Here is a 26,248-nt window from a genome sequence, read left to right as displayed (position 1 = left end):
TTACAGATAAATGCCAATAAAGGCAAGCCAAACTTCAGCCGCTTTTTATTTTGGAACAATTTAATTTCAATATCTGTTAGAATAACAACTCTAACAAACTTGATAGAACTAAACTTTCAACCTAAATTTGATTCAAAAAAAGGAGTAATTGATGAACGGCTTTAAGACAGTTATACTGATGACTGTGATGATGGTGTTATTTATACTCGTCGGAAATTTGATCGGTGGTCAGTCCGGAATGATGGTGGCATTTTTAATTTCGCTTGTAATGAATTTTGGTTCGTACTGGTTTTCGGATAAAATAGTTTTAAAGATGTATCATGCACAGGAAGTTACACGCGAGCAGTATCCTCAACTTTATGATTCTATTGAGAACTTAGCAATGAAAGCTGAGCTGCCGATGCCAAAAGTTTATGTAATGGAAAATCCAACACCGAACGCTTTTGCTACAGGAAGAAATCCACAGCATAGTGCGGTAGCAGTAACAACAGGAATATTAAGTCTATTAAAGCGGGAAGAACTTGAAGGTGTAATTTCTCATGAATTAACTCATGTGAAGAACAGAGATATTTTGGTCGGAACAATAGCGGCGACTTTAGTTGGAACAATTACTTTTATTGCAAGAATGGCTGGATGGGCGGCAATGTTCAGCGGCGGAAGGAATGAACGTGATAGAGGAAATGTTTTTTCTGATTTGGCTTTAATAATCATAGCACCAATAGCAGCATTATTAATCCAAATGGCAATTTCACGATCCCGTGAGTATATGGCAGATGAAGGCGGAGCGCAAATCTCAGGCAACCCGCTTGCATTAGCTTCTGCATTGAATAAGCTTCAGCAAGGCAATAAATTAATTCCTATGACAAATGCCGGAACATCTTCTGCACATATGTTCATTGTAAATCCATTGAGCGGAAAATCTTTGATGAAGTTATTTTCAACACATCCGCCTATTGAAGAAAGAATTGCACGTCTTCAGGAAATTGCTGCTGGAAGAAGATAGATCTTATGTATGTCATTGCGAATCACTACGAAGTAGTGATGAAGCAATCGCTAAGCAAGAGATTGCTTCACTTCTCCCGATAGTCGGGATCAGTTCGCAATGACAGAGCTGGAGGATTCAAATAAATTATTGTTTGGATTTACTTTCGTGAATTTCTAATTTGAAATCAATCCTCAACAAAATTTGTAATTAATTGAAAACAAAACCGTTTATAATTCCAATTTTAACTTTATTGATTTCCGTTTCATCTATCGCTCAGACAAAAACCAATATTGATGTTATTTATAAATTAATTGACAGATCTGTTTCAAGAGCAGATTCTATTCTTGGTACAAAACAAACAATTAATCTTTCATTTACATCGTCTCCAATTCTCGAAGTTCTTAAACCGAAAATATTTCAAACATTCAATGAACACGGATATTTATTAACAACTTCCGCTAATGAATCAAACTCAGCAGTAAATTATACAGTCACTTCTCTAAAAGTAGAATACAGAAATCCTTTTTCCGGTGGTTTGTTTGGCGGTCTTTTGCTGTATAGGGAAATATCGTTCAACTATTCTTTAACTATTACAAGAACCGATAAAACTATTAAGTCATTTAGTTATACAGAAAATCAAATTGATACCGTAAAACTTGATGAAATATCCGGATTGGAAAATCAAACACTACCGTTTACACAATCATCAATACCATCAACACCTCTTTTATCAAATTTATGGGAACCGATTATTGTTGTCGGGACTCTAATCGTAACGATTGTTTTACTATTTAGCATTCGCGGTAAATAGCGTAGAATTGGTATTTCACAGCTAACCTAAATTGTTTATTTTTACAACGTTTAAAAGAGAGGAAATACTTGTTAAACAAGATGAAATTATTAGCGGTCATTCTATCTTTATCATTTATAATCGGATGTTCAAACTCTGCAGATACAAGCAAATTCAACGCAGAACAATATTATAATTATATTTATCAACTTTATAATGATGAAGATTATGAACAGGCAATTCAGCAATTCCAGAGTTTTCTATTACAATATTCCGGCAGTGCATTTAATGATGATGCACAATATTATTTAGGGATGACCTACTTCAAACGCGGGCAATATTTATTATCAGCGTATGAATTCAGTAAACTGATCAGGAATATTCCGGCAAGTCCGTTTGTACCGGAGGCACAATTCATGCTTGGTGAATCGTATTTTCAGTTATCACCGCCTTATCAACTTGATCAAGCATATACTAAAAAAGCAATTGAGGAAATGCAGGCGTTTATAGATTTTTTCCCTGCAAATAAGAAAGTTGAAGAAGCAGAACAAAAAATAAAAATACTCACAGAAAAATTGGCTCAGAAAGATTATCAAAGCGCGTTGATTTATGAAAAAATGAAATATGAAAGTGCAGCTATAAAATATTACGGCACTGTTGCAGAAACATATCATGATACTAAGTATGCACCATTGTCTCTTTACAATAGAATAAAGTTAGAGATGAAAAAAGGATTGAATAATGATGCGCTTGCGGACATAAGTTTATTTGTTAATCGTTACCCCGATAACACAAACGCAAAAGAGCTTAAAGAAACAGAAACGCAGTTAATGAGCAAAAAATGATCGAACCAAGAAAAAAAAAGAAAGTAAGCGAATCAATTATTACAATGACCGAACTCGTTCTACCAAATTATACGAATCAACTCGGAAATTTATTGGGCGGTCAACTAATGCACTGGATAGATATTTGCGCAGCGCTTTCTTCCGCCAAACATTCTCAACGCGTTTGTGTTACTGCTTCTGTTGACCGGATTGATTTTCATCATCCCATTAAACTTGGCAATGTTGTAACTTTAATTGCATCAGTGAACCGTGCATATAGAACTTCTATGGAAGTTGGAGTAACGGTATTTGCAGAATCACTCTTAGATGGAATACGCATTCACACTAATACAGCATACTTAACTTTTGTTAGTGTAGATGATAATGGAAATCCGGTTGATACATTCGAAATTGCACCTGAAACAGATGACGAAAAAAGAAGATTTGATGAAGCACTTCAAAGAAGAAAAAATCGTCTCGGCGGTTAAACAAATTATATTATATTCATTTCTTGTCACTCTCTTTTTTTTCTCCGACATCATTGCTCAAATTCCAATAAACGGTTTTTGCAGATACAGGGAATTTTCTGTAAAGAAGAATTTCACTAATATATTTCCCATAGATTACAACTCAGATGGTTATAGAGATTTATTGATCTATAATTCATTGAACAATAAATATGTTTCGGCTCTATCAGATAAAAAATCAGACCTAATAAATCTATCAGAAAAATATTCTCCGATTGCCATTTCTAATATTCATTCCTTTAGTAATAATTCATCTGGGAAAAAATTTATTTTTCTCTCGCGCAAAACAAGACAAATCGGAGTTGCTTCATTCTCTAAAACCGGTACGATCTCTTCACAAAGTAAAATTAAATTGAATGGTTATCCTTCAAACATTGATGTTGGTGATATAGATGGTGACGGAAAACCGGAAGTATTAGTTTCCGGGACTTCGCTCAACGGACTTTCTATCATAAAAGAAAAAAATAGAAGTCTTCATGAAACAAGCATTGAACCCGGGAAAGTATTTTTGGCTTCAACATTTATTGACTTGGATTACGATTCATTCCCGGATATTGCTGCTGTTGATCTCTATTCAAATTCTATTTTGTTATTCTATAATAACGGATCTGGAAATTTTACAGAATCTCGTTCTATCGGATTGAACGGTGATATAAGCGAATTCAAAACTGCCGATTTTAATTCCGACGGATTTAATGATTTGGTTTATATCAAGGATAATCATTTCGAAGTTCTGCTTGGGGATTCGGTTTCCTCATTTCAAAAAAAGTTTATTTTAGAAACCCCTGTTAAGCCTGATAAATATGCAATTCTTGATTTTAACGGAGACGGTTATAACGATATTGCTTTTATAAATACTCAAAGCGGAACATTATATATTTCATTTGCGAAAAGTACAAATGAGTTTTACCCGCCAATTATTTATCTGCAGAAAAATGGACTTGCAGACTTAACAGCATACATAGATCGAACCGGAAAGAAATTAGCTCTCATTAGCACTGAAGGGAAAATATACCTTATTAACAAACCGGGAATTAATGACGATTCTTTTTCGATTTCGCTTGGACTTAAACCAACCGCATTAACAACTTTTGATTATCTGAACGATAAATTTAAGGATGTTTGTTTTATTGATGAGACAGAGAATGCACTAAAACTTGTATTAAGTGAGAGAAGAAATTTGTTCAGAACATATTTTAGTATTCCGCTTCTATCTGATTGTACAGACATAATTGTTGATGAAAATAAATCAAGAATAAAAACTTTCTATTGTTATTCAAATAAAAGCACGATTGAAATTATTAGAATGAATTTTGACGATCATAGTTACAAAAGACAAACTTTGTACGCGGACGGTTTACTTGAAGATTTTAAAGTAATAAGTGATCGTTTGAAAGACCGTCAAAATATTTATGCGTTGATTATAAAAGATAATAAAACATATTTACAGGAATTCGAGTTTAGAGATTTCAGTCTTTTCTCTTCACAAATTAATTTAATTGATTCTAACGTTGAAAGATCATGGTTAACATTCGGAATTTATAAAGATATATACAGTGTTGAGAAAAAAGAAAATCAAATCAATCTGGTTAAAACAGTTTTTGATAATAAAGTTATTGATCGTAAAATTCTTCTCAATTTTAATTTGAATGAAAGAGATAAATTTAATTATACAGTTATTTGTCTAAACGAATTAATCGGCCGGGCAAAACCCGTTACATTCTGGATTACTAACAATAACAATTCTTTTCTTTATACATTCAGCAATAGCAAGATGAACAAGTATCACTTAAAAATTTCTATATATAAAAATGTAACAACCGCATATAATATAAGCAGCGATGGTGATGAACTGTCTTTTTATTTTTATAATGCAAGCGGTAAACTTCGGAGAATTTCATTTATGGGTGTAGAAAAAACACCAATCGAAAAGGATTTATTTGTTTCAAAAAATATCAATAATTATCTTGTTACTGTCTTAAACAATAGAAAAACATTTTTGATCTATTCAAACAGCTTACTTAATACAATAACTTTTGAAAAAATTAAATGAAGAAATTTTCAGTACTTCTTTTTGTTATCCCGGTCTTAATATCATCAGCACAAAATATAGATTCATTGTACAATGAATTTTTACGTGTAAGAGGAATAAATCAAAATGTAAAAACGCAAATTACCGGCGAAGCCAATCTTCCTATCAAATGCGGATTCGGGATTGTTAATCAAGTGAAAATGAATTACGATAAATTTAGTGTACAACAAAAAACTCTTCTTAAATCAGTACTGAATAGACCTACAACCGATACAAGTTTTGTAAGCCCTTCTAAAATATTCAGGATACATTTTAACAAAGCCAACTTCCCAGATTATGTTCCTGAGAATATTCGAAATACATTATCTGCTGATCAATTGACGATCTATAAAAAGAAGTATTTGGACTCATTAGCCATTGCTGCGGATTCTACTTATAACTATGAGGTTGGATTTCTGAATTATCTTCCGCCACCCAAAGATTTTCTAAATGGCGGTGATGATCGCTATGATATTTATCTTATATCAGGTTTAGGTTATTACGGGGAAACTGTACCTGAAGATTCATTAAATCCCCTATCTTCTACGAGTTATATTATAATGGATAACGCTTTTGGAACAGGGTTTTACACGCATAGAATAAATGCTGCTAAGGTAACAATTGCACACGAATTTCATCACGCAATACAGCTAGGTCATTACGGCTTCTGGCCAAAAGATTTATTTTATCATGAGCTAACATCAACATCAATGGAAGAGTTTGTTTACGATAACATTAACGACTATTATCAATATTTGGACACATATTTCAGAAATCCGCAAAGAGCATTTTCTTCTAACGATGGATATGATCTTGCAATCTGGAATATCTTTCTTAAAGACAGATTCGGGGCAAACATTATTAAACTAACATGGGAATTAATGCCGGTAGAGCGTGCACTCAATGCAATTGACAAAGCAATCCAGCAACAGCAAACTGGCTCTGATTTTAAAACAGAGTTTAACAAATTTGGACAGTGGACATATTTTACGGGTGGGCGATCCATTCTTAATAAATATTTCAAGGAAGCAGCCAACTATCCTCTTATTAACCCGACTGAAATTACAAATTCTATTACTGTGAGTTCCGAAGCCGTATCGAATAATTTTTATAAGATGTATTCTAATTCAAACGGTGGAAAAGATTCTGTTATTACACTTATCACCAATAGTGATATTGCCGGCGGAATTTCTTCACCTGTTTCTACTTTATCTTTTATATATACTTTATCTACATCATCAATAACTGGCGGGAAAAAGATTGCGGAAAATTTCTACTCAAAGCTGGAGCCACCAAGCAATAGTTTAACCGAAGCAAATGTATTGAGCGGTAATGTTATGTTTACTGTGATAGATTATCCTTTCCCGCAGCCGTTCAAATATTCTTTGTATAATGTAATAAACTTTCCGGTTGCCGCTAACGGTGAAAAAACAGCACAACTTTACATTTATTCTGTTGATATGAATTTGGTTTATTCAGGTCTAATTAATATTGTTGGCAATCAAATAATTTCGTGGAATTGTTTGGATAATAACAGCAAGAAGTTGGGAACTGGCGTTTATATCTTTGTAACTAAAACGGGGGATACAATTAAAAAAGGGAAGTTCGTTATTCACAATGATTAATTACACAGTAGAGCTAAATAATCTTGTTAAATATTTCGGAAGACGACTGATCTTTGACGGAATTAATTTTTCTTTTTCATCGCAACATATTTATGGAATATCCGGACCGAATGGTTCAGGCAAATCAACGTTAGTAAAAATTATTGCAAATTTAATTTCACCCACGCGCGGAAAAGTTATTCATAAAAATAATTTGAAAGAAGTGGAATCCGTCAAACTTCACAATCACATTGGTTTTGTTTCACCATATCTTTTTCTTTATGATGAATTCACCGCCGAAGAAAATCTTTTACACTTTTCGAATATTAGAAGGATTAGTTTCGATAAAGAACGTTCAGACTACTTACTTAATGAACTAAAACTTATTGACAGAAAAAATGATCTTGTCCGCGGGTATTCTTCAGGAATGAAACAACGGTTGAAATTTATTTTTGCGCTTCTGCACAAGCCATCTCTAATAATTTTAGATGAACCAACATCAAATTTAGATAATCTCGGCAAAGAAAAAGTTTATGAATTAATTAAGAAAGAAGCTGAAAATAATTTGGTTATAATTGCTTCAAATGAAGATTCGGACATTGCATTATGTAGTCAAGTAATTGAATTGGAAAAATTTAAAAGAGCAAATTGATAGATGAAAGCATATTCGCTTTTTAAAAAGGATTGGCAATCGGAACTGCGCACGCGTTATGCAATTAATGCGCTCGCGATGTTCATCATGGTTACAATCAGCGTAATAATGTTTTCAATTGGAAGTGAAAAGATCTCAGAGTATCTAACTGGCGGGCTTTTATGGGTAGTAATATTTTTTTCAGCAATGTCGGGACTCTCACGCGCTTTTGTATCAGAAGAAGAGCGCGGAACAACAATGACACTTCATTTAATTGCTGCACCATCAACTATATTTTCAGGCAAACTTATTTTTAATCTCTTGCTCGTTTTCTTAATGAACTTTGTAATTACTTTTCTTTTTTCGATCCTATTCAATTCTTTCATAATAAAAAATTTCACATTATTTGCAATTGCATTTCTGTTTGGAAATATCGGAATTGCAATTTCATCAACGATCATCGCAGCAATAATATCCAAAGCCAGTTCAAAAGGAACACTCTACCCGGTTTTATCTTTCCCGATTTTACTTCCATTAATTCTCACACTTCTTGAGCTAACCAAATTTGCAATGGATGGTAATTCCGTCAGCAGTTCATTTGTAGAAATTGCCGTTCTCGTTTGTTACGATGTAATCATGTTAACGGCTTCCTATCTGTTATTCGATTTTATTTGGGAAGAATGATTGTCTAATCCTTTTTTTGATTCAAAAGAGCATATTTGCTTAGTTGCTTTATTAACCGCCTATTATGTAAATTTGCTATCACAGCCGAACGCCAAAATCTATTTTGTCTCTTAGGCTGCTATCTTCAAGTCAGTTAAAGACAAACCATAAAAAAAGGTAAACTTGATAAATTGGAATATAAGCCCTGATATTTTCTCGATCGGTCCTGTTACAATTCGCTGGTATGGACTTCTTTTTGCAATGTCGTTTGTTGTCGGATACCAGATTATGATGATCATTTTTAAGAGAGAAAATAAATCAGAACATGATCTAAACGATTTAGTTTGGTATATGATTCTTGGAACTGTTCTCGGTGCACGCCTCGGTCATTGTCTTTTTTATAATCCCGATTATTATTTAAGTCATCCGTTAGAAATACTTCAAATTTGGAAAGGCGGTTTGGCAAGTCATGGTGCGGGAATTGGAATAATAACAGCTCTTATGCTTTATACCCGAAAGAAAAAAGAAATTTCATTTTTATGGATTATGGATCGTGTTGTTATAACAGTTGCGCTCTCAGGATTTTTTATCCGTTTGGGAAATCTATTTAACTCGGAAATAATTGGTAAACCAACTAATGGAAATTGGGGATTTATATTTGTCTCTGTGGATAATATTCCACGTCATCCGGCTCAGCTTTACGAAGCAATTGCATATTTGTTAATCTTTATTTTTTTGCTTTCGTTTTATTTTAGAGTTAAAGGAAAATTCAAGAATGGACTGCTGTTCGGATTGTTTCTTATCTCCATTTTCGGGTTCAGATTTTTTGTTGAGTTTTTTAAGGAGAATCAATCCCTCTTCGAGCAAAAATTATTTTTGAATATGGGACAACTCTTAAGCATTCCTTTTGTGATCATGGGAATTTATTTTCTATTCCGCAAAGATAAAAAAGTCATTAAAATTCAGTAACCTTTTAGAAAGAACAAACTTTGATGAAAAATAAAATTATTTCTTCGCGAACTTCTTTATTACTAATTCTTTTTGTAATGCCGTTACTTTTTTCTTTTACATCAACGGTGCAAAAACAAAATTATAATCCATCGTTAGACACACCTCGGTTTACCGGTGAAACTCATCTTCGTAACATAAAACAGCTTACCTTCGGCGGGAACAATGCCGAAGCATATTGGAGTTTTGATAATAAACAATTGACATTTCAAAGCGATTGGAATGAAATTAATTCACAACCGTGCGATCAAATTTTCAAAATGAATATTGATGGCTCTTTACTTGAAAATGGGAAACGGTATGAATTAATTTCAACAGGAAAGGGAAGAACTACTTGCAGCTATTTTCTTAAAGATGGAAGAATTATTTATGCCTCTACTCATGCTGCAGGTGATAAATGCCCTGAACATCAGACGTTTAGCGGCGGAAGATATGTTTGGCCGTTGTTCAACAGCTATGATATTTATATTGCAAACAAAGACGGATCTAACCTAAAAATATTGATTGGCGGAGAAGGTTACGATGCCGAAGCCACTGAATCACCGGACGGTAAATATATAATCTTTACTTCAACACGTTCAGGTGATTTGGAACTATGGCGGTATGAAATGAAAACAGGAAAATATTTACAACTTACTAACACATTAGGATACGACGGCGGCGCTTTCTTTTCTCGCGATTCTAAAAAAATTATTTGGCGTGCCAGCAGACCGCAGGGCGATGAAGCAGAAACTTATAAGAAATTGCTTTCTGAAGGTTATGTTGAACCGAAAGAACTAAATATTTTTATGGCTGATATTGACGGCAAGAATGCAAAACAAGTTACGCACCTTCCGGGTGCTAATTGGGCTCCTTTCTTTCACCCTAATGGAAAAAAGATTTTGTTCTGTTCTAATAATCACTCGGTGGATAAGGGTGGAAGGACATTTGATGTTTTTATGATTAATATTGACGGTACCGGGCTTGAAAAAATCACTAATTCAGAAACGTTCGATGCATTTCCTATGTTTTCATACGATGGTAAAAAAATAGCTTTTAGTTCTAACAGAAGAACAGATAGGAAACCGTCACACGATACTAATGTTTTTGTTGCTGATTGGATTGAAAACCCGGAGGCAGTTGATATAAATTTTAAATCGGTAAAATAATTTTCAATTGTCAGTGCAATCCCGCTTTAGCGGGAGAATCAATCTTTAATTGAAACCAGATCACTTCCCCCGAAGTCTCTCGGGGTCGTGATAACAAAAACTTAATTTTTTTATTTAGGTCATGACAGAAAAAGAATTTACACAAAATTGGGTTGAGAAAATCAAAGAGAAGTTAAAATCATTCCCGGATGATTTTATCGGCTCGGCTGAATACGAAGAAATTTCTCTTCCCGGAAAAATTCTCTTTCTTCCACCGCCATTTTTTGACAGCTACCAAATCACAAATGAACCTGGCGACACTATTTTTACTACTGACGATCACTTTAAAGCAAAATATGTTCTCTATGCAAACAGATTAAAACCACTTCAGATAAAAATACCGAAGGAAGGAATGCATGTTTATGAAACCGTGCGCGATTACGAAAAACATCTTGACTCATTCTTAAAAGAAATGGAAAAAGAATTCAAACAGAATTTTCCGAACTCGAAAGGATTTAAAAGAATTTCAATACAAGTATTCAACTCACTCAACCTCACACGACAATAGTTTGATCGAACTTAGCAGTAACATAACAGATTATATCCGCACGCACCTCGGGGAAGAATTTCTAATTAATTATAAACAATATCATAACAGCCAGTACAAACCTTATCTCAGAACTTCTTTACTGAATGATAATTATGATCTGGAAGAACGTTTAAGGAGTTACGGAATCAATCTCCAGACTATTCCCAATATTAAAAATGCATTTCGTATAATCTCCGGCGAAGAAGTTGTAAGCAAAACGCTCGAGTTTATTCTCGGCAAGTATTATATACAAAGTTTGTCGTCAATGATCCCGGCACTTGTTCTTAATCCAAGCAGCAGCGATGCAGTTTTAGATTTATGTGCTGCACCGGGTTCTAAAACAACACAGCTCGCAGAGTTAATGAATAACCACGGAACATTGATAGCAAATGAAATTTCCGTTGACCGGTTGAAAAGCTTGGTTTTTAATGTAGATAAAATGAGTCTGGTGAATGTTGGTATTCTTCACGGCAAAGGAGAATTGCTGAGTAAGCAATTTGAAAACCGGTTTGATAAAATTTTAGTTGATGCACCGTGCAGCGCTTTGGGAATCGTTCAGAAAAAAGGTGAAGTTAGTAATTGGTGGAATCAGCGCAAAGCTGAAGGAATGTCAGACTTACAATTACGGCTTCTTATTGCTGCTATAAAAATGTGCGCGATAGGCGGCGAAATTGTTTACTCGACATGTACGCTTACGTTTGAAGAAAATGAAATGGTAATCAATAAAGTGTTGAATAAATATCCTGTTGAACTGGAAGAAATAGATTTGCCAGTTAAAAGCAATGAAGGATATACAAAATTTGGAGATGAAACTCTTAGCAGTGAGTTAAAGAAAACCCGACGGATCTTTCCTTGGGAAATTGAAAGCGAAGGTTTTTTTGTTGCCAAACTGAAAAAGATTGATAAGACCGAACCGTTAGAGCGAACCGTGAGACAAGAAAAAAAATATGATCTGATCAAATCATCCAGCGGGAAAGTAAATAGTTATCTAAAAATTCTTTCTGATTATTATGGAATAGATCGAAATAAATTTGATGACTTCAAATATTTAATCAAGAACAATTATATTCATTTTGTTAGTAACGATTGGAACAGCGATCATCTCGAATCCTTTAATAGAATTGGAACACGACTTGGTACTATTGATAAACGCGGCATCCTTCAACTAAATCCGCTTGCAGCTCAGGTTTTTGGTGTAGCAATTACTAAAAATATTATTGAACTTGAGAATGTCTCCGAACTTAATATTTACTTCAGCGGCGGAACAATAAAAAAACATTTAGAAGTTGGTGGGCAAAAAGTTGTTAAATACAAAAACTATTTTCTAGGAACGGCAGTTGCGTCCAAAGAAGGATTGAAAAGCCAATTCCCGCGAGCATTTAGAACGCAAGAGATAATTTTACAACATTAATAAAACTTTTTAACAATCATTCCTACTTACAAATCAAATTAAGATAAACGCCTGCTGGTTATCTCGGATTTACAAAAATTAGATTGATAATGTTAATCTTATAATTTATCTTATTATAAAAGTATATCATGTCTTGTACTTCACTTCCATCAAATGAAAAAATATTTTTTTTGAAATTAGTATTCGACTTGTAAATTCGTTGTCCGGTTCACAACGGAAAATGATTTCAAATAATTTGTATAAACAATAAATATCTAAGCAGAGGATATAAAATGAAAGAAATAGAATTCTGTAAAAGTTTTTTCGTAAAATTATTTTTTACGATTATGTTAGTACTGCTTTATCATGGAAGTATTTTCGGGCAAAGTGCCGGCAAAGAAACTAAGAGCGATTGCTGGATATGGATAGATGCGAAGACAGGAAAACAAGTCCCCACAAAGCCACGCGGCAGTGATGTCGATCTCGACGGTAAACACGCCTTTAACTCCAAAAGTGGTAAGAATTATTTCTTAGATGACAATGGAAATTGGAGAGACTCAAAGACTGGTCAGTCTATTCCTACAACACCACACGGGAGTGATGTCGATCTCGACGGTAAGCACGCTTTCAACCCTAAGACCGGCCAGAATTTTGTCCGCGTCCCATGTCCACTGTCCACAACCAGCACTACACCCGAGTCGCCTAAGGTTTCCTCTTTAACTCCCGGTTGGTCAGGCATGTATCTTGTGGCGGTGAGCTCATGAAGAATTCGGGTCGTGTCCGATCAACGGAAACTTCGGCTGCTACCGGAGCGGTTACCAACCAGTTCACAGATTCGGGCGATCCGTTAGGAGCAGACATAGTTGCGGGCTACAACTTGGCGCTGTGGAACAATAATATTGTGGGTGGTCCGTTCATCTCATTCGATTTAATCAACCAGACCATCAACCACACGTTCGGCGGCGGAACTTTCCTCGGTACCACAACGCATTGGATTGCCGCTGCAGGAGTGAAGGGAGGCGTCGTAACAACTTCGGATATTTTCATTTACGGGATCGGTGGCGTGAGCTTGCTTAACCACGATCTCAACATCAACTTCGGCGGACCCGTTACATCGAGCAACACGACAGTGCTGGGTTTCACTCTCGGTATCGGTGGTGAATTCCAGCCGAGCTTCTTGCAGAGTTTCGGAAAGCCGGTATCGCTGACAATACAATATCAACACACTTGGTGGCTGGTCGCGAACCTCAACAATCCCACGGCATCACCAGGGTATAACTACGCCTTCAGCCGCGAGGACAATACCTTCAAGCTCGGTGTGAATATTTTCCTTTGGCAGGCAAAGCCATGATGAATTTGCTTAACAGTTATCGAAGACAAGCGCTTTATCTCTTCTGCGAAGAATTGTTATTCAAAAAATATTGTTTTATAAAATAATATCTAATTGGAGGAAATAAAATGAAACGAATTCTTCTAAATTTTTCTTTGCTCTTTATACTTTTTATTTCGAGCACAGCCTTTGGCCAAATTCGTAACTTTAAATCTATGGAAGGAACATGGACCGGACAATGGGTAAACAATTATTATGGTAGTACGGGAAACATAAGTGTTGTAATCACTGTTGATGAAGTTCAGCAAAAAGCTCATGGCAATTGGACTGTTGGAGGCGCTATATTAGGCGTAGATAATAGACCGGGTTTTTTAACAGATATTACTCTAACATCAACCGGATTTACAGCAAACTTTAATTCAATAATTTGGGGTGATATAAGTGGCACCGGTTTTTATACAGGAGCTTATTCCGGTACAGCAATCAATATTCCAAATCCTAATGCAAGTAATATTGCAGCTACAGGCACATTCAACAATCTTAATATTAATGGTACATTTTCATTTCGCTGGACTCCGGCAGGTTCTAATCCAATTAGCGGAACTGTACAAATAACAAAACAGAATCCGGTTGCTGATCCATCTAATTTAATTATTAATGAAAATCCTGCTAAAACTATTAATCTGCAATGGAATGATAATTCTAATAATGAAACGGGATTTAGAATTGATAGGAAGAAAACTGCAACTGGTGCCTGGACAGAAATTGCAATTGTCGGCGCTAATGTAACAACATATAAAGATCAAAGCTTAGATGTTGAGACTGAATACACTTACAGAGTTGCAGCATATAGCGCAAGTACGGAATCAGAATATACTCAGGAAGTAAAACTTAAAACTCTGACTTCTATAGATAATGTAAGTATAATTCCTTCTGATTATTTACTTCTTCAAAATTATCCTAATCCGTTTAATCCAAGTACACTTATTCGTTATGATCTACCACGCCAAAGCCAAGTTAAAATTTCTATTTTTACAATATTGGGAGAACATATATCTACTTTAGTAAATGATATCCAAAATGAAGGACACTATGAATTAAATTTTAACGGCAGTAATCGTTCAAGCGGCGTTTATCTAGTGAAGATGATAGCTCAATCAGTTGAAAGCGGGAGAAAATTTGTGGAAGTAAAAAAGATGTTGTTAATAAAATAATAGGTAATTTACAGTAAAGGCGGATAAATATCCGCCTTTGATTGTTTTTAATATTTTCTATCTATACTAATTTTTTATACATCATAGTACATTTCAAATTCAAAAGGATGAGGACGTAATGCCATTGGCTTTATTTCTTTAGTGATCTTATAATTTATCCATGTATTAATAACATCTTCTGTAAACACATCACCCTTTAATAAATATTCATGATCATCAGCTAAAGCTTCCAAAGCTTTTCCAAGAGATTCTGGAGTTGAAGGAACATCTTTCAATTCTTCCGGTGACAGATCGTAAATATCTTTATCTAATGGATCACCTGGATCAATTCGATTTTTCACTCCATCAAGACCGGCCATCATAATAGCAGAGAAAGCAAGGTAAGGATTACTTGATGGATCTGGACAGCGGAATTCAACACGTTTAGTTTTTGGATTGTTAGAGAACATTGGAATTCTTATGGAAGCGCTCCTGTTCCTTTGCGAGTATGCTAAATTTACTGGAGCTTCAAAACCCGGAACTAATCTCTTATATGAATTAGTTGTCGGGTTTGTAAAAGCAAGTAATGATGGCGCATGTTTTAAAAGTCCACCGATATAATAAAGAGCCATTTCACTTAAACCTGCATAACCGACGCCTGCAAAAAGAGGTTTACCTTTCATCCATAGACTTGTATGTACGTGCATACCGCTTCCGTTATCTCCAAAGATCGGTTTTGGCATGTATGTAACGGTCTTTCCGTTTTTCTTTGCAGTATTTTTTACAACATATTTAAACATTAGTAATTGATCGGCAGCTTTTAATAACGGCGCAAATCGCAAATCAATTTCGCATTGTCCTCCACTTGCAACTTCGTGATGTTGTGTTTCAACTTCAATTCCCATGTTCATTAGATTTACAACCATTTCATTTCTAAGATCATTTAGTTTATCAGTCGGAGGAACGGGAAAGTAAGCTTCTTTATAGCGAGGTTTGTAACCAAGATTTGGATCTTCTTCACGACCGCTATTCCATTTTCCTTCTACAGAATCAACAGAGTAAAAAGAAAAGTTTGGTCCTGAATCAAAGCGTACATCGTCGAAAACAAAAAATTCGGCTTCAGGCCCAAAGTATGCTGTATCGGCAATGCCGGTTGATTTCAAATATGCCTCGGCTTTTTGTGCAATGTTGCGCGGGCACCGCGAATATTTTTCTTTTGTAGCCGGTTCATATACATCACAGATCATAGAGATTGTCGGCAATGTTATAAACGGATCGAGGAACATTGTTGTTGCATCCGGAATGATAAGCATATCGCTTTCATGGATTTGTTTCCAACCACGGATTGATGAACCGTCAAATCCGAATCCGTCCTCAAAAGAATCTTCACTTAATTGATTGACAGGAACAGAGAAATGTTGCCACTGTCCGGGAAAATCCATGAACTTGAAATCAACGAATTGGATCTTGTTCGTTTTTATGTACGCAAGCACATTGAGTGCGGGAGAATTTGCTTTTGCCATTGCTACTCCTTTTTAGATTGTAAGTTTAAACTTGTTGTCTCTTTCATTGACGATAAAACAAAACTTGTTATAGTTCGCGTAACTCCCGGCCAAGATTGAATCTTGCTTAGAAGTAATTCAAGGGCTTTAGTTTCTTTTACTACAATTTTTAGAATATGAGATCCTTCGCCAAGTATTGAATGACATTCAAGAATTTCTGGAGTCTTTTTTACCAGGTCGGAAAATTTTTCATAATTCTTTGATGAATCCATAATCACAGAAACAAAAGCCATCATATCTAAACCAAAAACATGACGATTAACTTTTGTGTAGTAACCTTCAATTACGCCATTGTCTTCCAACTTTTTTAGACGCTCGCTTAGAGAAGGAATGGATAAACCAATTGCCTCAGCCAGTTCATTTCTTTTAGTCCTTCCGTTTTCCTGTAGTTTTCTAAGTATTGTTATATCTAAGTCATCAAGCATATATTTTCTAAATTATTTAGGCTATTCTATAAATTCGACTGAAAATATAAGGCGGGTTGAGTAAATATGCAAGTACCTGTGCGAATTAAAATTGCATTGTCTTAAGACCATTCTTTTTTAAATTAGCAGTAGCAATTAGGGTTTATCTTGATTAGAAAAATTACCTTCTGTTTTATTTTAATAGTGCGGAAAATGGTATTAGCTAAATAACGTTAAATCGGAGAGATTCTAATTTTTTTTTTATTTCAGGATCAGCAAAATTTAATTTGATTGTATAATTGTTAAACTCACGTCTTACCGGATAGTTTTTTCTAAGATCATCGAAATGTTTTGCTTGCTGATGCATGCCTAAATTTATTCCTTCTCGTAATAATTTATCATCCTTCTCAATTGTATAAATTTGGTTGATGATATCGTTCAATAATTCTTCTAAAGATAATCTCCTGTCAATTGTGATTACTGAATTAGAGATTGCTGGATATTTTGCTTCCCAATTTGGGGTAATGCCTAAGAAGTCACAAAGTTTATTATAAATTATTTCTGTACCGTTAACTTTCCCTTCAAGTGAATAACCCGCAATATGTGCCGAGCAAAGATTTACCATCTTGAGTAATTCAAAATCTATATTTGGTTCATTCTCCCAAACATCTAAAACCGTGATTAGATCATTTTTGTTTTGTAATCTTTTTTTCAAAGCTTCGTTATCAACAACTTCACCGCGCGAAGTGTTAATTAAAATTGTTCCACTTTTTATTTGATTAAGATTTTTCTCGTTCAGCAAATGATATGTTTTATCAATTCCCGAATGAGTAAGCGGAACGTGAAGTGAAATAATATCACATTGAAGAATATCTTCGAGAGGTACAAAATCTTTTACACCCGATTTTCTTTCAATCGGCGGATCGTTTTGTAGTACATTAAAACCAAGGGCTTTTGCAAAGCTGGCCACTTTGCTTCCGACATTACCAATTCCAACAATGCCTAGACTTTTTCCATTAAAAGAAAAATTATTATTCGAAAAAATGTTAGATAAAGCAGCAATCAAGTACTCAGCAACCGAAAAAGAATTGCAGCCGGCTGCATCGGCAAAAGTTATTTTATTCCTAATTAGATATTCTTTATCAACATGATCTGTACCGGCTGTTGCAGTGGCAACAAATTTTACATTTGTGCCGGTTAATAATTTTTCATTAACATTAGTGATTGAACGAACTAGTAAGACATCAATATCAGCTAAAAGTTCTTTCGAGATTTTTCGTCCGGTTGAAAATATTAATTCCCCAAAACTATCAAAAGCTTCACGGGCTTGAGGAATATTTTCATCTACAACAATCTTCATTTCGTTATTTACGAATTAATTACTTGTAAATATAATTCAACACGTTCAAAGAAACCGTATCTAATCCCTAATTTGAATACCCCTTCTTAAATGTTTATCTTTGCCCCTAAATTTTATTATGGAGTTATAAAAGGTTTATGGAATTCAAAAGAAGAACGCATACATGCGGAGAACTAAGAGAGAATAATATTGGTCAGAATGTAGTTTTGAACGGGTGGGTTGCAGTTCGACGCGATTTAGGCGGTGTAATTTTTATAGAGATGCGTGACCGCCACGGAATAACACAAGTTGTTTTTGAACCTTCCTATAATTCAAATGAACACGAACATGGAAAAAAATTAAGAAGTGAATATGTAATATCTATTGAAGGAAAAGTCAGAAAACGCCCTGAAGGTACCGAGAATCCGGCATTACCTACTGGGCAAGTAGATGTTATGGTAGATAAACTAATCATCCTAAATCATTCAGAGACTCCTCCATTTCCAATTGAGGATATGATTGATGTACATGAAGATCTACGGTTGAAGTACCGTTTTTTGGATCTGCGCCGAAACGAAATGCAAAAAAACCTTCTGCTTCGCCATAAGATGTATCAAATAACAAGAAAATATTTTGATGAAAACGGATTTGTTGAAGTTGAAACTCCAGTGCTAATGAAAAGTACTCCTGAAGGAGCGCGTGATTTTTTAGTTCCAAGCAGAATGCATAAAGGAAAATTTTACGCATTACCACAGTCACCGCAAACATATAAGCAAATCTTAATGGTTGCCGGACTTGACCGATATTTTCAGATTGTAAAATGTTTTAGAGATGAAGATTTAAGGGCAGACCGCCAATATGAATTTACACAGATTGATGTTGAAATGTCTTTTGTGGATGTAGAAGATATTTTTGAGATGGTAGAAGGATTGATGAAAGAATTTTTAAAAAAAATTCTTAATTATGAAATTACTTTGCCGCTTCCCCGTTTGAGTTATGATAATGCAATGGAAAAATACGGAAGCGATAAACCTGATCTGCGTTTCGATCTTGAAATGATTACTCTGAATGATGTATTCGAAAACTCTGATTTTAGAGTCTTCAAAGATTCTGTAACTAACAACGGTACTGTTACCGGATTACTTGCAAAAAATTGTGGCGATTATACCCGCAATCAACTTGATGTGCTTACGGATTTTGTAAAAAAACTTGGCGCCGGCGGATTGATTTGGATGAGAGTAAAAGAAAATGATCTAGAAGCTCCAATAGCAAAATTTTTATCCGAGGATGAAAAACAAAATATTATTAAGAAAATGAATGCAGCGCCAGGAGATTTACTTTTCATTTTAACCGGACAGAAAATAAAAACACTTTCGATCATGGGCGCTCTTCGTCTTGAAATGGCAAAAAGAATGGAATTAATCAAACCGGATTCAAAACCATCGCTACTCTGGGTTACAGAATTTCCGTTATTTGAGTGGGATGAAGAAACAAAACGATTTTATGCTATGCATCATCCTTTCACTTCTCCAAGATTAGAGGATGTTTCTTTAATGAAAACTGATCCTGCCAAAGTGAAAGCTCGTGCTTATGATTTAGTTCTAAACGGTAATGAAATTGCCGGAGGAAGTATTCGAATTCATGATTCAAAATTGCAATCTAAAATGTTTGATGCTTTAGGTATTGGGGAAGAAGAAGCAAATGAAAAATTTGGATTTTTAATGAATGCATTTAAATTTGGCGCTCCACCGCATGGAGGAATAGCATTTGGTTTTGATAGATTAGCAATGCTATTTGCCGGTGTATCATCAATAAGAGATGTTATTGCATTTCCAAAAACTTCTAGTGGTATTTCATTAATGGATGATTCTCCTTCTCATGTGGATGATGCACAACTTACAGAGCTTCATATAAGAGTAAAGTAACTCTAAAAGGCAGTGATAGTCTGGTAGTGTCCTAAGTTGAATTAGGTAAATAAATTTACCTCTTAAGTTTATAAATACTTTATGTTAAGGTTAAAGATGCACGGAAACATGATCTCTCCCAAAATATTTTTAAGAGCTAACTCATTACAATATAATAACTTGGGAAACTGACTACCCTAAGTCCCCATTTTGTTCTTGACATATCATCTCACTTAGACTATATTCGCACTAACAAAAATAATTAAGTCGAGGTTAAAATGTCAGCAGATCTTACAAGTGCGATTGAGTCTCTTTACGCTGAATTAGAAACTCTGACCAAAAGAGCCAACGAAATTAAAAAGAACATTAATAGTCTTTCCGCATTAATGGGAAAAGAGCAACCTTTTACCGATTCTGAATTTTCTTCTATCGGTAATTCGGCGAACATCAGACCAGATCAATTCTTCGGCAAGGGTCTGGCTACCGCTGTAAAAGAATATCTAAAGATGCGTGGACAAGCTGTAACAGCAAAAGAAATTTATGACGCTCTTAAAACTGGTGGTTTTGAGTTTACGGGAAACAAGAATGAAGCCATTCAATATCGCAATCTTGCAATTTCATTAGGCAAAAACTCAAGTGATTTTGTTTATGTGAAAAGTAGTAATGCTTATGGGCTATGGGAGTTTTACCCAGATAAAAAGAGAGAGAAAAGAAAAGCCGATGTATTAATTGATGAAAAACTTGAAGTGAAAAAAGAAGAAAAAGAAAGTTAGAAAAGAAAGGGTAGCTCGAACTACCCTCTAAATAACTGATTACGCTAATAATATGAAAGGAGTAAAGGTGAAAACGTTGTTGAAAATAATATCGTTGCCCGTTTGAATAGAACGGGCTTTATAAACGGGTCTGCAAGTGCGCTAACACCTACAAACCCTAAACTAATAGCCTGCGTGAACAAGCTATCAATCTCAAATCAAATATAATTCATAGCAGGCGTTTAATCAATGTAAAAATAAGGATGCCTGTAATGAATAAGTTATCAATCGAAAAACAAGTTTTAATTTTACAATCTCTTTGTGAGGGGAACTCAATCAGATCAACAGAAAGACTTTCCAATACTCACCGAGATACAATTATGAGACTTTTAGTCTCTGCAGGAAATAGAGCACAAGAAACTATGAACGAAAAATTTGTGAACTTAAAATCGAACTACATTCAAGCAGATGAGATCTGGACTTACTGTTATAAAAAAAGAACCACCCAATCTAAAGACGAAAAGAAAAATATCGAAATCGGCGATCAGTATGTTTTTGTCGCTATGGATTCAGAGACTAAACTTGTTCCCGCTTTTTATGTCGGCAAAAGAAATCTTGATTCTACCGTAACGTTTATAAATCAACGAAGAGAAAGAATTGTTAATCGGTTTCAGCTTTCTACTGATTCTTTCCCCGCTTATTGTGAAGCTGTTAATGAATCTTTCGGCGAGAACATTGAGTTTGCACAAATTTCTAAAATGTATGCAAACGATAACCAGTATGAGAGAAGATATTCACCACCCAAAATAATATGTTTACACAAAAAATGGATTAACGGAAATCCTGAATTTTCGAGAATCTCAACTTCTCACATCGAAAGACAAAATTTAACTATGCGAATGAATATGAGAAGATTCACAAGATTAACAAATGCTTTCTCTAAGAAACTTGAAAACTTAAAATGTGCGTGTTCGCTTCACTTCTTTTACTACAACTTTATGCGTGTTCATCAGACGTTGAAATCAACTCCGGCGATGGAATCAAATATTACAAATCGTATTTGGAGTTGGGAAGAATTTTTAGGAATTTCGGTAAAGCAAAAACAAGTTGCTTAAATTTAATTTAATAGATTTATTAAGCTGTCTTTGTTTTGCCAAGTGACTGTTTGTGAGAATTGATTTAGAATCTCTAATGAATGTGCTGTCCATTTATCTTCGGGATTCAGAACGCTTATCCAAGCAAAATTTGTATGATTCTCTTTGATATCGTAATAGCTAAATCCTGATTTGATAACTTTGGTTTGTAAGTCGGAGCCTGAAATTACATTAATAAAATTATCTTTCTCTTTTTTATAATGAAAATCAATTCGATGTTCTGTTGTTCTGCCATTAATTTTCTTGTTTGGAGTATAACTTAAATTTTTCCCTTTGAGAAACATTTCTACTTCGAATCTAAAAACATTTGAAGAGCTTGCCTGATGAAGATATATTAAATCATTAGCAGATTTAACGGCGTTTATTAAATCAATAATTGCTTCGCCAAGATAATCAACTTCAATTATTTTTTGAATTGTCCAGCCATTGACTTCGACATTATAAGTTCTGCATATATCTTTTAATAATTCTTCTCGGTGAGAATTATCAACTATTTTAACTCCTCTCAAGAAAAGAGATTGTAAGGTTTCGCCATTATCGTGAACTTTAATCTTGTTATCAGATTCATTAGCGAACACAGAAATATACACTCCGTGAGAATGCAGATATGGAGTAATAAGCACACAGTTATCTTGAATGCGTCTAATTTCAGAGTTGTTTGCTACAGCTCTTAAGTAACTGTCTAATAAGATTTCACATTTCATTTTATTTTAACTCCAATCTTAATTGTTCCCGATAGTCAATTTTCCAAAGTTTAAGAATATAATTTATCTGTCTATCGGAGGGAATATGTTCAAAGTCATTGTTTGGAAATTTATCGTTATCTTGATTTTTGTTTGACCATTTATGTTCGTGAACACCAGAATTTTTTTTACCATAACAATCTATATACGACGTATGATAATCTAATCCACGTATTCTCTTGTTATTAAATAAATATACAAAATTAGGAACTGCAATAGCGGTATCATTTTTAGTAGCACAAAAGCGAAGTTCTAAATTCTCCTCGTTTTTAATTGGTAAGTCAATTAAATATGAATTCTCTTTCCTTGCCCACACCGGATCGGCATCAAGCCAAGTTCTTAGGGAATTGATAATATGCTCTATAGTTGCTTCGTCTACTTGCAAAAAGTAACAACCCATATTTTAACATATATAAAATATATGCTGACTACTTAATATATACAAGCGTAATTTATATCTGTGCATTTCTATCCAATCTACTTTGAGATTGCAATCAATCAATATTTTTAAGAACTTCTATTTATTAAAAAATAACAAAACAAAAAAAGTCGTTCAAATTAGGACACTACCATAGTCTTACCCATCTTTACATGTAAGTATTACTTCACGGACAAATCCATCCAACTTAAAGTAGATTTCTCTTTCTATTAATCTTTCCGTTTTTTATATTCCTTTCAACGAAAATGCACTTTTTATTCTATCTAAAAGTTGGTTTGATAATTGACTTATTAGAATTCTCAAATAAGAATGGAGAGAAAGTTGGGCGGAAGAATTTACCGATTATCAAATGCAGCGGAGAATTAGGTGGGTCAACAGCAACTATTACTTATAGCGCTGGGAGTTATTATAGTTGGAATTGCGATATTCGTTGGTATCAATCTTTTTAGAGCTAATGCTATCGAAACTAAGCGGAATAATGTTACAAATGAATTGGTAAATTTAGCTTCAATGGCCCAGCAATACTACATGAAGCCAGGTGCTATGGGTGGTGGTTCAAGAACTTTTTCGGGTTGGACTATTCCAACCGAATTATCTGTGACTGCCAATGGTAATTTTACTGCGGTCGTTTCTCTGGATAATGTAATCATTACGGGAGTAGGTAATGAGGTTGTAACTGGTAATGACTCTGTAACAGTAAGAATAAATGTGACATCTACTTCATTTACAACGACCATAATTAAATAAATTGTGAGGGATTAAAGATGGGTCAACAGCAACTACTATTTATTGTTCTTGGTATAATAATTATCGGAATAGCTATAGTAGTTGGAATAAATTATTTTTCATCAAGTTCAGGAAAAGCAAATAGAGAAGCAATTATTGCAGATTTAACGAATATTGCTTCCATGGCACAAAAATATTATAGAGAACCAATAACATTAAAGGGCGGCGGTCATACATTTACAGGATGGATAGTTCCTGCAAACTTATCATTAACCGCAAATATGAGTGTAGCAGTAACGTATACAGTAGCAGCACAATCGGTAATACTTGTTGGTGTTGGTACCGAAAAAGGTAATGATGGAACTACGGTTGTTAAAGTAACAATGCTAGTCGGGCCAAATGCAATTACTTCAACAACAATTAATAATTAGTAAGTCACCTTACGCAAATTAAGTTGATTAATAGCCACGATGTGAAGAGAATTCGTTGGCACAGAAAATGAACAAGGATATAACAGAACATGAAATATGAAAGTAACTATATAGTGGGACTATGTTTGGTTACTTCGACAAAAATTGACAATTATTTCAGGATATATATTCTTTAATCTAATTAACAAACACAAACAAACAAGAAGGAGTTACAAAAATGGGTCAACAACAATTATTACTAATCGTTCTTGGTGTAATTATAGTTGGTATCGCAGTAGTTGTGGGTATCAATGTATTTACAGCAAGTGCATCACAAGCTAATCGTGATGGAGTTATTGCAGACTTAACAAACTTATCATCACTTGCACAACAATTCTATAGAAAACCTACAGCTCTTGGCGGCGGCGGTAATGCTTTCAACGGCGGCGCCGGCTGGACAGTTCCGGCATCTTTAAATCCAACAGCAAATATGAGCGCGGCATTAACAGTTACAGTAGCTGCACAAGTGGTAACCCTTGTTGCAGTAGGAACTGAAACAGGTACTGATGGATCTACGAAAGTTAAGGTAACTATGACAGTCAACCCAAGTTCAATCTCAACTGTGATAAACAATTAATTTTTAACAATAATTTTGTTAAATTGAAAGCCGATAGTCCCAACTAATTGGGATTATCGGCTTTCTTTTTCATATTAGATTTTACTTATGATAGAAATTAGATTTACTGCGCAAAAGGCAAATGGACAGGTTATAAGCGGATCATTTAGCGAGCCGACTTTTTCTGAAGCAAAAAAGAAAATTGAAAAACTTGCTAAAAAAAATCAGCTTAAAGTTCAATCTATTGAAAAGAAAAACACTTACCTTTATAAAATCAAAAAAGGGAAAGAAAAACCAATAAGAGGAGAGCAACGCGCATTTAATAAAGAAGAAGTAGTTGCTGCTCTTAGAAAACTTGGTTACGAAGTACTTTCGATCAACAGAAAACTTTTAGAACTTAATTTTAAACCTCCACAGAAAGATATAGTTTCATTTGTTAAAATTAGCGCTGAACTTCTTGATCAAAAACTTCCTTATAGTGAGATTCTTACATTACTTGTTAATGACATCGAAAATAAAACATTGAGGGAAACACTAAAACAAATTAACAATGAAATGAAAAAAGGCGCTGATAGCGAAGCTACATTTTTACGTTATCAATCAGTATTTGGAAAATTTACTGCATACATGTTGGGGTTAGCTTCTAAGAGCGGTAATATGGCAGAAATTTATAAAGCTACAGCAAAATTTTTAGAAAGACAGCAAGAGTTCAAGAAAAATATACGAAGTGCTCTTATTACTCCAATGGTAACTTTATTCGTACTTTTCCTAGCCGTACTTTTTTATGTCGGATACATCTTTCCTGCCACGGCAAAACTTTTTGTAAAGTTTAATATAAAACTTCCGCCTTTAACTGCAGCTACGTTAAATATTAGCAACTTTTTAATGAATAATGGTTTACTGGTTGCTCTTGTCTGTATCATTCCACCAATTGCACTTTGGCGATTCGGTAAGACAGAAGCTGGCAGATTGATAATTGATCGTTACATGCTCAAGATGCCAATCATGGGTTCCTTGATACATAAAACTCTTATTGAAGTTTTTTGCAGAGTATTTTATACTTTATACAGCGGATCGGCAGAAAGCATAGAACCAATACGAATAGCAGCAGAAGCGGCGGGTAATACTTATTTTGAACATCAAATTAAAAATGTAGCTATACCTTTAATGATAAAAAAAGGTATTGGCATTACTGAAGCTTTTACTGCTTGCGGTGTTTTTACTGAAACTGCTCTTTCAAGATTTCATTCAGGCGAAGAAACAGGTACAATAAAAAATACTGCACTACAACTGGCAAATTATTATGAAAGTGAAACAGTTTACAGATTGAAAAATGTTATTGAATTAATTCAAGTTGGAATTGCAATGGTTATAATGGTTGTTATGATTGGTCTTACTCTTGTATCTGCTGAAACTGCAACCATAAGCCCTAAATCACCAATGATGAAATAACAGATAGGAAAAACG

General features: G+C 34.5%; 27 protein-coding genes. 22 read left to right on the top strand and 5 right to left on the bottom strand.

Annotation, left to right across the window (positions count from 1 at the left end; translation table 11 throughout):
• Positions 1-151 precede the first annotated feature (151 nt).
• The 15 genes from htpX to NTZ27_08380 all read left to right on the top strand — a co-directional run bounded on the left by htpX (position 152) and on the right by NTZ27_08380 (position 14,753).
• Entirely contained in the window at positions 152-1,003 is an 852-nt protein-coding gene (gene htpX, locus NTZ27_08450; protein ID MCX6174763.1) for a zinc metalloprotease HtpX, read from the top strand.
• Between the two features lie 193 nt (positions 1,004-1,196).
• The gene (locus NTZ27_08445; protein ID MCX6174762.1) at positions 1,197-1,796 is read left to right on the top strand and encodes a hypothetical protein; all 600 of its coding nucleotides are present in this window, start codon (positions 1,197-1,199) and stop codon (positions 1,794-1,796) included.
• An 80-nt stretch (positions 1,797-1,876) separates the two neighbouring features.
• Positions 1,877-2,620, top strand: a complete 744-nt coding sequence (gene bamD / locus NTZ27_08440; GenBank protein MCX6174761.1) for an outer membrane protein assembly factor BamD — start codon at positions 1,877-1,879, stop codon at positions 2,618-2,620.
• Complete coding sequence (locus NTZ27_08435; protein MCX6174760.1) at positions 2,617-3,087, top strand: acyl-CoA thioesterase; 471 nt, start codon at positions 2,617-2,619, stop codon at positions 3,085-3,087. Before bamD ends, NTZ27_08435 begins: the two co-directional genes overlap by 4 nt.
• Entirely contained in the window at positions 3,047-5,179 is a 2,133-nt protein-coding gene (locus tag NTZ27_08430; GenBank protein ID MCX6174759.1) for a VCBS repeat-containing protein, read from the top strand. The genes NTZ27_08435 and NTZ27_08430 overlap by 41 nt, the downstream gene beginning before the upstream one ends.
• A complete protein-coding gene (locus tag NTZ27_08425; GenBank protein MCX6174758.1) occupies positions 5,176-6,822 on the top strand; it encodes a hypothetical protein in 1,647 nt (548 codons plus the stop codon). Before NTZ27_08430 ends, NTZ27_08425 begins: the two co-directional genes overlap by 4 nt.
• The gene (locus NTZ27_08420; GenBank protein ID MCX6174757.1) at positions 6,815-7,453 is read left to right on the top strand and encodes an ABC transporter ATP-binding protein; all 639 of its coding nucleotides are present in this window, start codon (positions 6,815-6,817) and stop codon (positions 7,451-7,453) included. Before NTZ27_08425 ends, NTZ27_08420 begins: the two co-directional genes overlap by 8 nt.
• Before the next feature lie 3 nt (positions 7,454-7,456).
• Positions 7,457-8,116, top strand: coding sequence for a heme exporter protein CcmB (locus NTZ27_08415; GenBank protein MCX6174756.1), 660 nt, complete (start codon positions 7,457-7,459; stop codon positions 8,114-8,116).
• 162 nt (positions 8,117-8,278) lie between these two features.
• Positions 8,279-9,064, top strand: coding sequence for a prolipoprotein diacylglyceryl transferase (gene lgt / locus NTZ27_08410; protein ID MCX6174755.1), 786 nt, complete (start codon positions 8,279-8,281; stop codon positions 9,062-9,064).
• A 23-nt stretch (positions 9,065-9,087) separates the two neighbouring features.
• Positions 9,088-10,251 carry a hypothetical protein gene (locus NTZ27_08405; protein MCX6174754.1) on the top strand — a complete coding sequence of 388 codons (1,164 nt, stop codon included), beginning with the start codon at positions 9,088-9,090 and terminating at the stop codon, positions 10,249-10,251.
• A 121-nt stretch (positions 10,252-10,372) separates the two neighbouring features.
• Complete coding sequence (locus NTZ27_08400) at positions 10,373-10,798, top strand: hypothetical protein (protein MCX6174753.1); 426 nt, start codon at positions 10,373-10,375, stop codon at positions 10,796-10,798.
• Between the two features lies 1 nt (position 10,799).
• Positions 10,800-12,230 carry an RsmB/NOP family class I SAM-dependent RNA methyltransferase gene (locus NTZ27_08395; GenBank protein ID MCX6174752.1) on the top strand — a complete coding sequence of 477 codons (1,431 nt, stop codon included), beginning with the start codon at positions 10,800-10,802 and terminating at the stop codon, positions 12,228-12,230.
• Positions 12,231-12,502: 272 nt separating this feature from the next.
• The gene (locus NTZ27_08390) at positions 12,503-12,973 is read left to right on the top strand and encodes a hypothetical protein (protein MCX6174751.1); all 471 of its coding nucleotides are present in this window, start codon (positions 12,503-12,505) and stop codon (positions 12,971-12,973) included.
• Positions 12,970-13,560: a hypothetical protein gene (locus NTZ27_08385; GenBank protein MCX6174750.1), complete on the top strand. Its 591-nt coding sequence runs from the start codon at positions 12,970-12,972 to the stop codon at positions 13,558-13,560. Before NTZ27_08390 ends, NTZ27_08385 begins: the two co-directional genes overlap by 4 nt.
• A 107-nt stretch (positions 13,561-13,667) precedes the next feature.
• Complete coding sequence (locus NTZ27_08380) at positions 13,668-14,753, top strand: fibronectin type III domain-containing protein (protein MCX6174749.1); 1,086 nt, start codon at positions 13,668-13,670, stop codon at positions 14,751-14,753.
• 74 nt (positions 14,754-14,827) lie between these two features.
• Here NTZ27_08380 and glnA read toward each other — a convergent pair whose 3' ends face one another.
• The 3 genes from glnA to NTZ27_08365 form a co-directional block, all read right to left on the bottom strand.
• Positions 14,828-16,255: a type I glutamate--ammonia ligase gene (gene glnA / locus NTZ27_08375; protein ID MCX6174748.1), complete on the bottom strand. Its 1,428-nt coding sequence runs from the start codon at positions 16,253-16,255 to the stop codon at positions 14,828-14,830.
• A 2-nt stretch (positions 16,256-16,257) separates the two neighbouring features.
• A complete protein-coding gene (locus tag NTZ27_08370) occupies positions 16,258-16,719 on the bottom strand; it encodes an Lrp/AsnC family transcriptional regulator (protein MCX6174747.1) in 462 nt (153 codons plus the stop codon).
• Between the two features lie 202 nt (positions 16,720-16,921).
• A complete protein-coding gene (locus NTZ27_08365; protein ID MCX6174746.1) occupies positions 16,922-18,058 on the bottom strand; it encodes a 4-phosphoerythronate dehydrogenase in 1,137 nt (378 codons plus the stop codon).
• A 137-nt stretch (positions 18,059-18,195) separates the two neighbouring features.
• Between NTZ27_08365 and aspS the strand changes: the two genes are divergently transcribed.
• The 3 genes from aspS to NTZ27_08350 all read left to right on the top strand — a co-directional run bounded on the left by aspS (position 18,196) and on the right by NTZ27_08350 (position 21,808).
• Positions 18,196-19,962 carry an aspartate--tRNA ligase gene (gene aspS, locus NTZ27_08360; GenBank protein ID MCX6174745.1) on the top strand — a complete coding sequence of 589 codons (1,767 nt, stop codon included), beginning with the start codon at positions 18,196-18,198 and terminating at the stop codon, positions 19,960-19,962.
• 257 nt (positions 19,963-20,219) lie between these two features.
• The gene (locus tag NTZ27_08355; GenBank protein MCX6174744.1) at positions 20,220-20,714 is read left to right on the top strand and encodes a hypothetical protein; all 495 of its coding nucleotides are present in this window, start codon (positions 20,220-20,222) and stop codon (positions 20,712-20,714) included.
• 251 nt (positions 20,715-20,965) lie between these two features.
• Positions 20,966-21,808: a hypothetical protein gene (locus NTZ27_08350; protein ID MCX6174743.1), complete on the top strand. Its 843-nt coding sequence runs from the start codon at positions 20,966-20,968 to the stop codon at positions 21,806-21,808.
• 2 nt (positions 21,809-21,810) lie between these two features.
• On the opposite strand, the gene NTZ27_08345 is transcribed toward NTZ27_08350, so the two are convergent.
• Both NTZ27_08345 and NTZ27_08340 read right to left on the bottom strand, forming a co-directional pair.
• On the bottom strand, positions 21,811-22,551 hold the full coding sequence (locus NTZ27_08345) for a DUF1828 domain-containing protein (GenBank protein MCX6174742.1): 741 nt from the start codon (positions 22,549-22,551) through the stop codon (positions 21,811-21,813).
• A gap of 1 nt (position 22,552) precedes the next feature.
• Positions 22,553-22,975 carry a hypothetical protein gene (locus NTZ27_08340; GenBank protein MCX6174741.1) on the bottom strand — a complete coding sequence of 141 codons (423 nt, stop codon included), beginning with the start codon at positions 22,973-22,975 and terminating at the stop codon, positions 22,553-22,555.
• A 420-nt stretch (positions 22,976-23,395) separates the two neighbouring features.
• On the opposite strand from NTZ27_08340, the gene NTZ27_08335 reads away from it, so the two are divergent.
• From NTZ27_08335 to NTZ27_08320, 4 genes are all read left to right on the top strand, one after another.
• Positions 23,396-23,776, top strand: coding sequence for a hypothetical protein (locus NTZ27_08335; protein ID MCX6174740.1), 381 nt, complete (start codon positions 23,396-23,398; stop codon positions 23,774-23,776).
• A 17-nt stretch (positions 23,777-23,793) separates the two neighbouring features.
• Positions 23,794-24,186, top strand: coding sequence for a hypothetical protein (locus NTZ27_08330; protein ID MCX6174739.1), 393 nt, complete (start codon positions 23,794-23,796; stop codon positions 24,184-24,186).
• Positions 24,187-24,403: 217 nt separating this feature from the next.
• Positions 24,404-24,802: a hypothetical protein gene (locus NTZ27_08325; protein ID MCX6174738.1), complete on the top strand. Its 399-nt coding sequence runs from the start codon at positions 24,404-24,406 to the stop codon at positions 24,800-24,802.
• An 87-nt stretch (positions 24,803-24,889) separates the two neighbouring features.
• Positions 24,890-26,233, top strand: coding sequence for a type II secretion system F family protein (locus tag NTZ27_08320; GenBank protein MCX6174737.1), 1,344 nt, complete (start codon positions 24,890-24,892; stop codon positions 26,231-26,233).
• Positions 26,234-26,248: the final 15 nt, after the last annotated feature.

The sequence above is a fragment of the Ignavibacteriales bacterium genome (assembly GCA_026390775.1).
GTDB lineage: Bacteria > Bacteroidota > Ignavibacteria > Ignavibacteriales > Melioribacteraceae > Fen-1258.
Note: the sequence above shows the minus strand (reverse complement) of the source record. Positions and strands in the feature narration are given on the sequence as shown.

Excerpts from the sequence above, each read along its gene's own strand:
- NTZ27_08430 (MCX6174759.1), top strand. The coding sequence starts at position 3,047 with ATGAAGCACTTCAAAGAAGAAAAAATCGTCTCGGCGGTTAAACAAATT.
- NTZ27_08435 (MCX6174760.1), top strand. The coding sequence starts at position 2,617 with ATGATCGAACCAAGAAAAAAAAAGAAAGTAAGCGAATCAATTATTACA.
- htpX (MCX6174763.1), top strand. The coding sequence starts at position 152 with ATGAACGGCTTTAAGACAGTTATACTGATGACTGTGATGATGGTGTTA.
- NTZ27_08380 (MCX6174749.1), top strand. The coding sequence starts at position 13,668 with ATGAAACGAATTCTTCTAAATTTTTCTTTGCTCTTTATACTTTTTATT.
- NTZ27_08385 (MCX6174750.1), top strand. The coding sequence starts at position 12,970 with ATGAAGAATTCGGGTCGTGTCCGATCAACGGAAACTTCGGCTGCTACC.
- NTZ27_08330 (MCX6174739.1), top strand. The coding sequence starts at position 23,794 with ATGGGTCAACAGCAACTACTATTTATTGTTCTTGGTATAATAATTATC.
- NTZ27_08400 (MCX6174753.1), top strand. The coding sequence starts at position 10,373 with ATGACAGAAAAAGAATTTACACAAAATTGGGTTGAGAAAATCAAAGAG.
- glnA (MCX6174748.1), bottom strand. The coding sequence starts at position 16,255 with ATGGCAAAAGCAAATTCTCCCGCACTCAATGTGCTTGCGTACATAAAA.
- NTZ27_08320 (MCX6174737.1), top strand. The coding sequence starts at position 24,890 with ATGATAGAAATTAGATTTACTGCGCAAAAGGCAAATGGACAGGTTATA.
- NTZ27_08345 (MCX6174742.1), bottom strand. The coding sequence starts at position 22,551 with ATGAAATGTGAAATCTTATTAGACAGTTACTTAAGAGCTGTAGCAAAC.
- NTZ27_08350 (MCX6174743.1), top strand. The coding sequence starts at position 20,966 with ATGAATAAGTTATCAATCGAAAAACAAGTTTTAATTTTACAATCTCTT.
- aspS (MCX6174745.1), top strand. The coding sequence starts at position 18,196 with ATGGAATTCAAAAGAAGAACGCATACATGCGGAGAACTAAGAGAGAAT.
- NTZ27_08425 (MCX6174758.1), top strand. The coding sequence starts at position 5,176 with ATGAAGAAATTTTCAGTACTTCTTTTTGTTATCCCGGTCTTAATATCA.
- NTZ27_08390 (MCX6174751.1), top strand. The coding sequence starts at position 12,503 with ATGAAAGAAATAGAATTCTGTAAAAGTTTTTTCGTAAAATTATTTTTT.
- NTZ27_08365 (MCX6174746.1), bottom strand. The coding sequence starts at position 18,058 with ATGAAGATTGTTGTAGATGAAAATATTCCTCAAGCCCGTGAAGCTTTT.
- NTZ27_08325 (MCX6174738.1), top strand. The coding sequence starts at position 24,404 with ATGGGTCAACAACAATTATTACTAATCGTTCTTGGTGTAATTATAGTT.
- NTZ27_08370 (MCX6174747.1), bottom strand. The coding sequence starts at position 16,719 with ATGCTTGATGACTTAGATATAACAATACTTAGAAAACTACAGGAAAAC.
- NTZ27_08355 (MCX6174744.1), top strand. The coding sequence starts at position 20,220 with ATGTCAGCAGATCTTACAAGTGCGATTGAGTCTCTTTACGCTGAATTA.
- bamD (MCX6174761.1), top strand. The coding sequence starts at position 1,877 with ATGAAATTATTAGCGGTCATTCTATCTTTATCATTTATAATCGGATGT.
- NTZ27_08405 (MCX6174754.1), top strand. The coding sequence starts at position 9,088 with ATGAAAAATAAAATTATTTCTTCGCGAACTTCTTTATTACTAATTCTT.
- NTZ27_08420 (MCX6174757.1), top strand. The coding sequence starts at position 6,815 with ATGATTAATTACACAGTAGAGCTAAATAATCTTGTTAAATATTTCGGA.
- NTZ27_08415 (MCX6174756.1), top strand. The coding sequence starts at position 7,457 with ATGAAAGCATATTCGCTTTTTAAAAAGGATTGGCAATCGGAACTGCGC.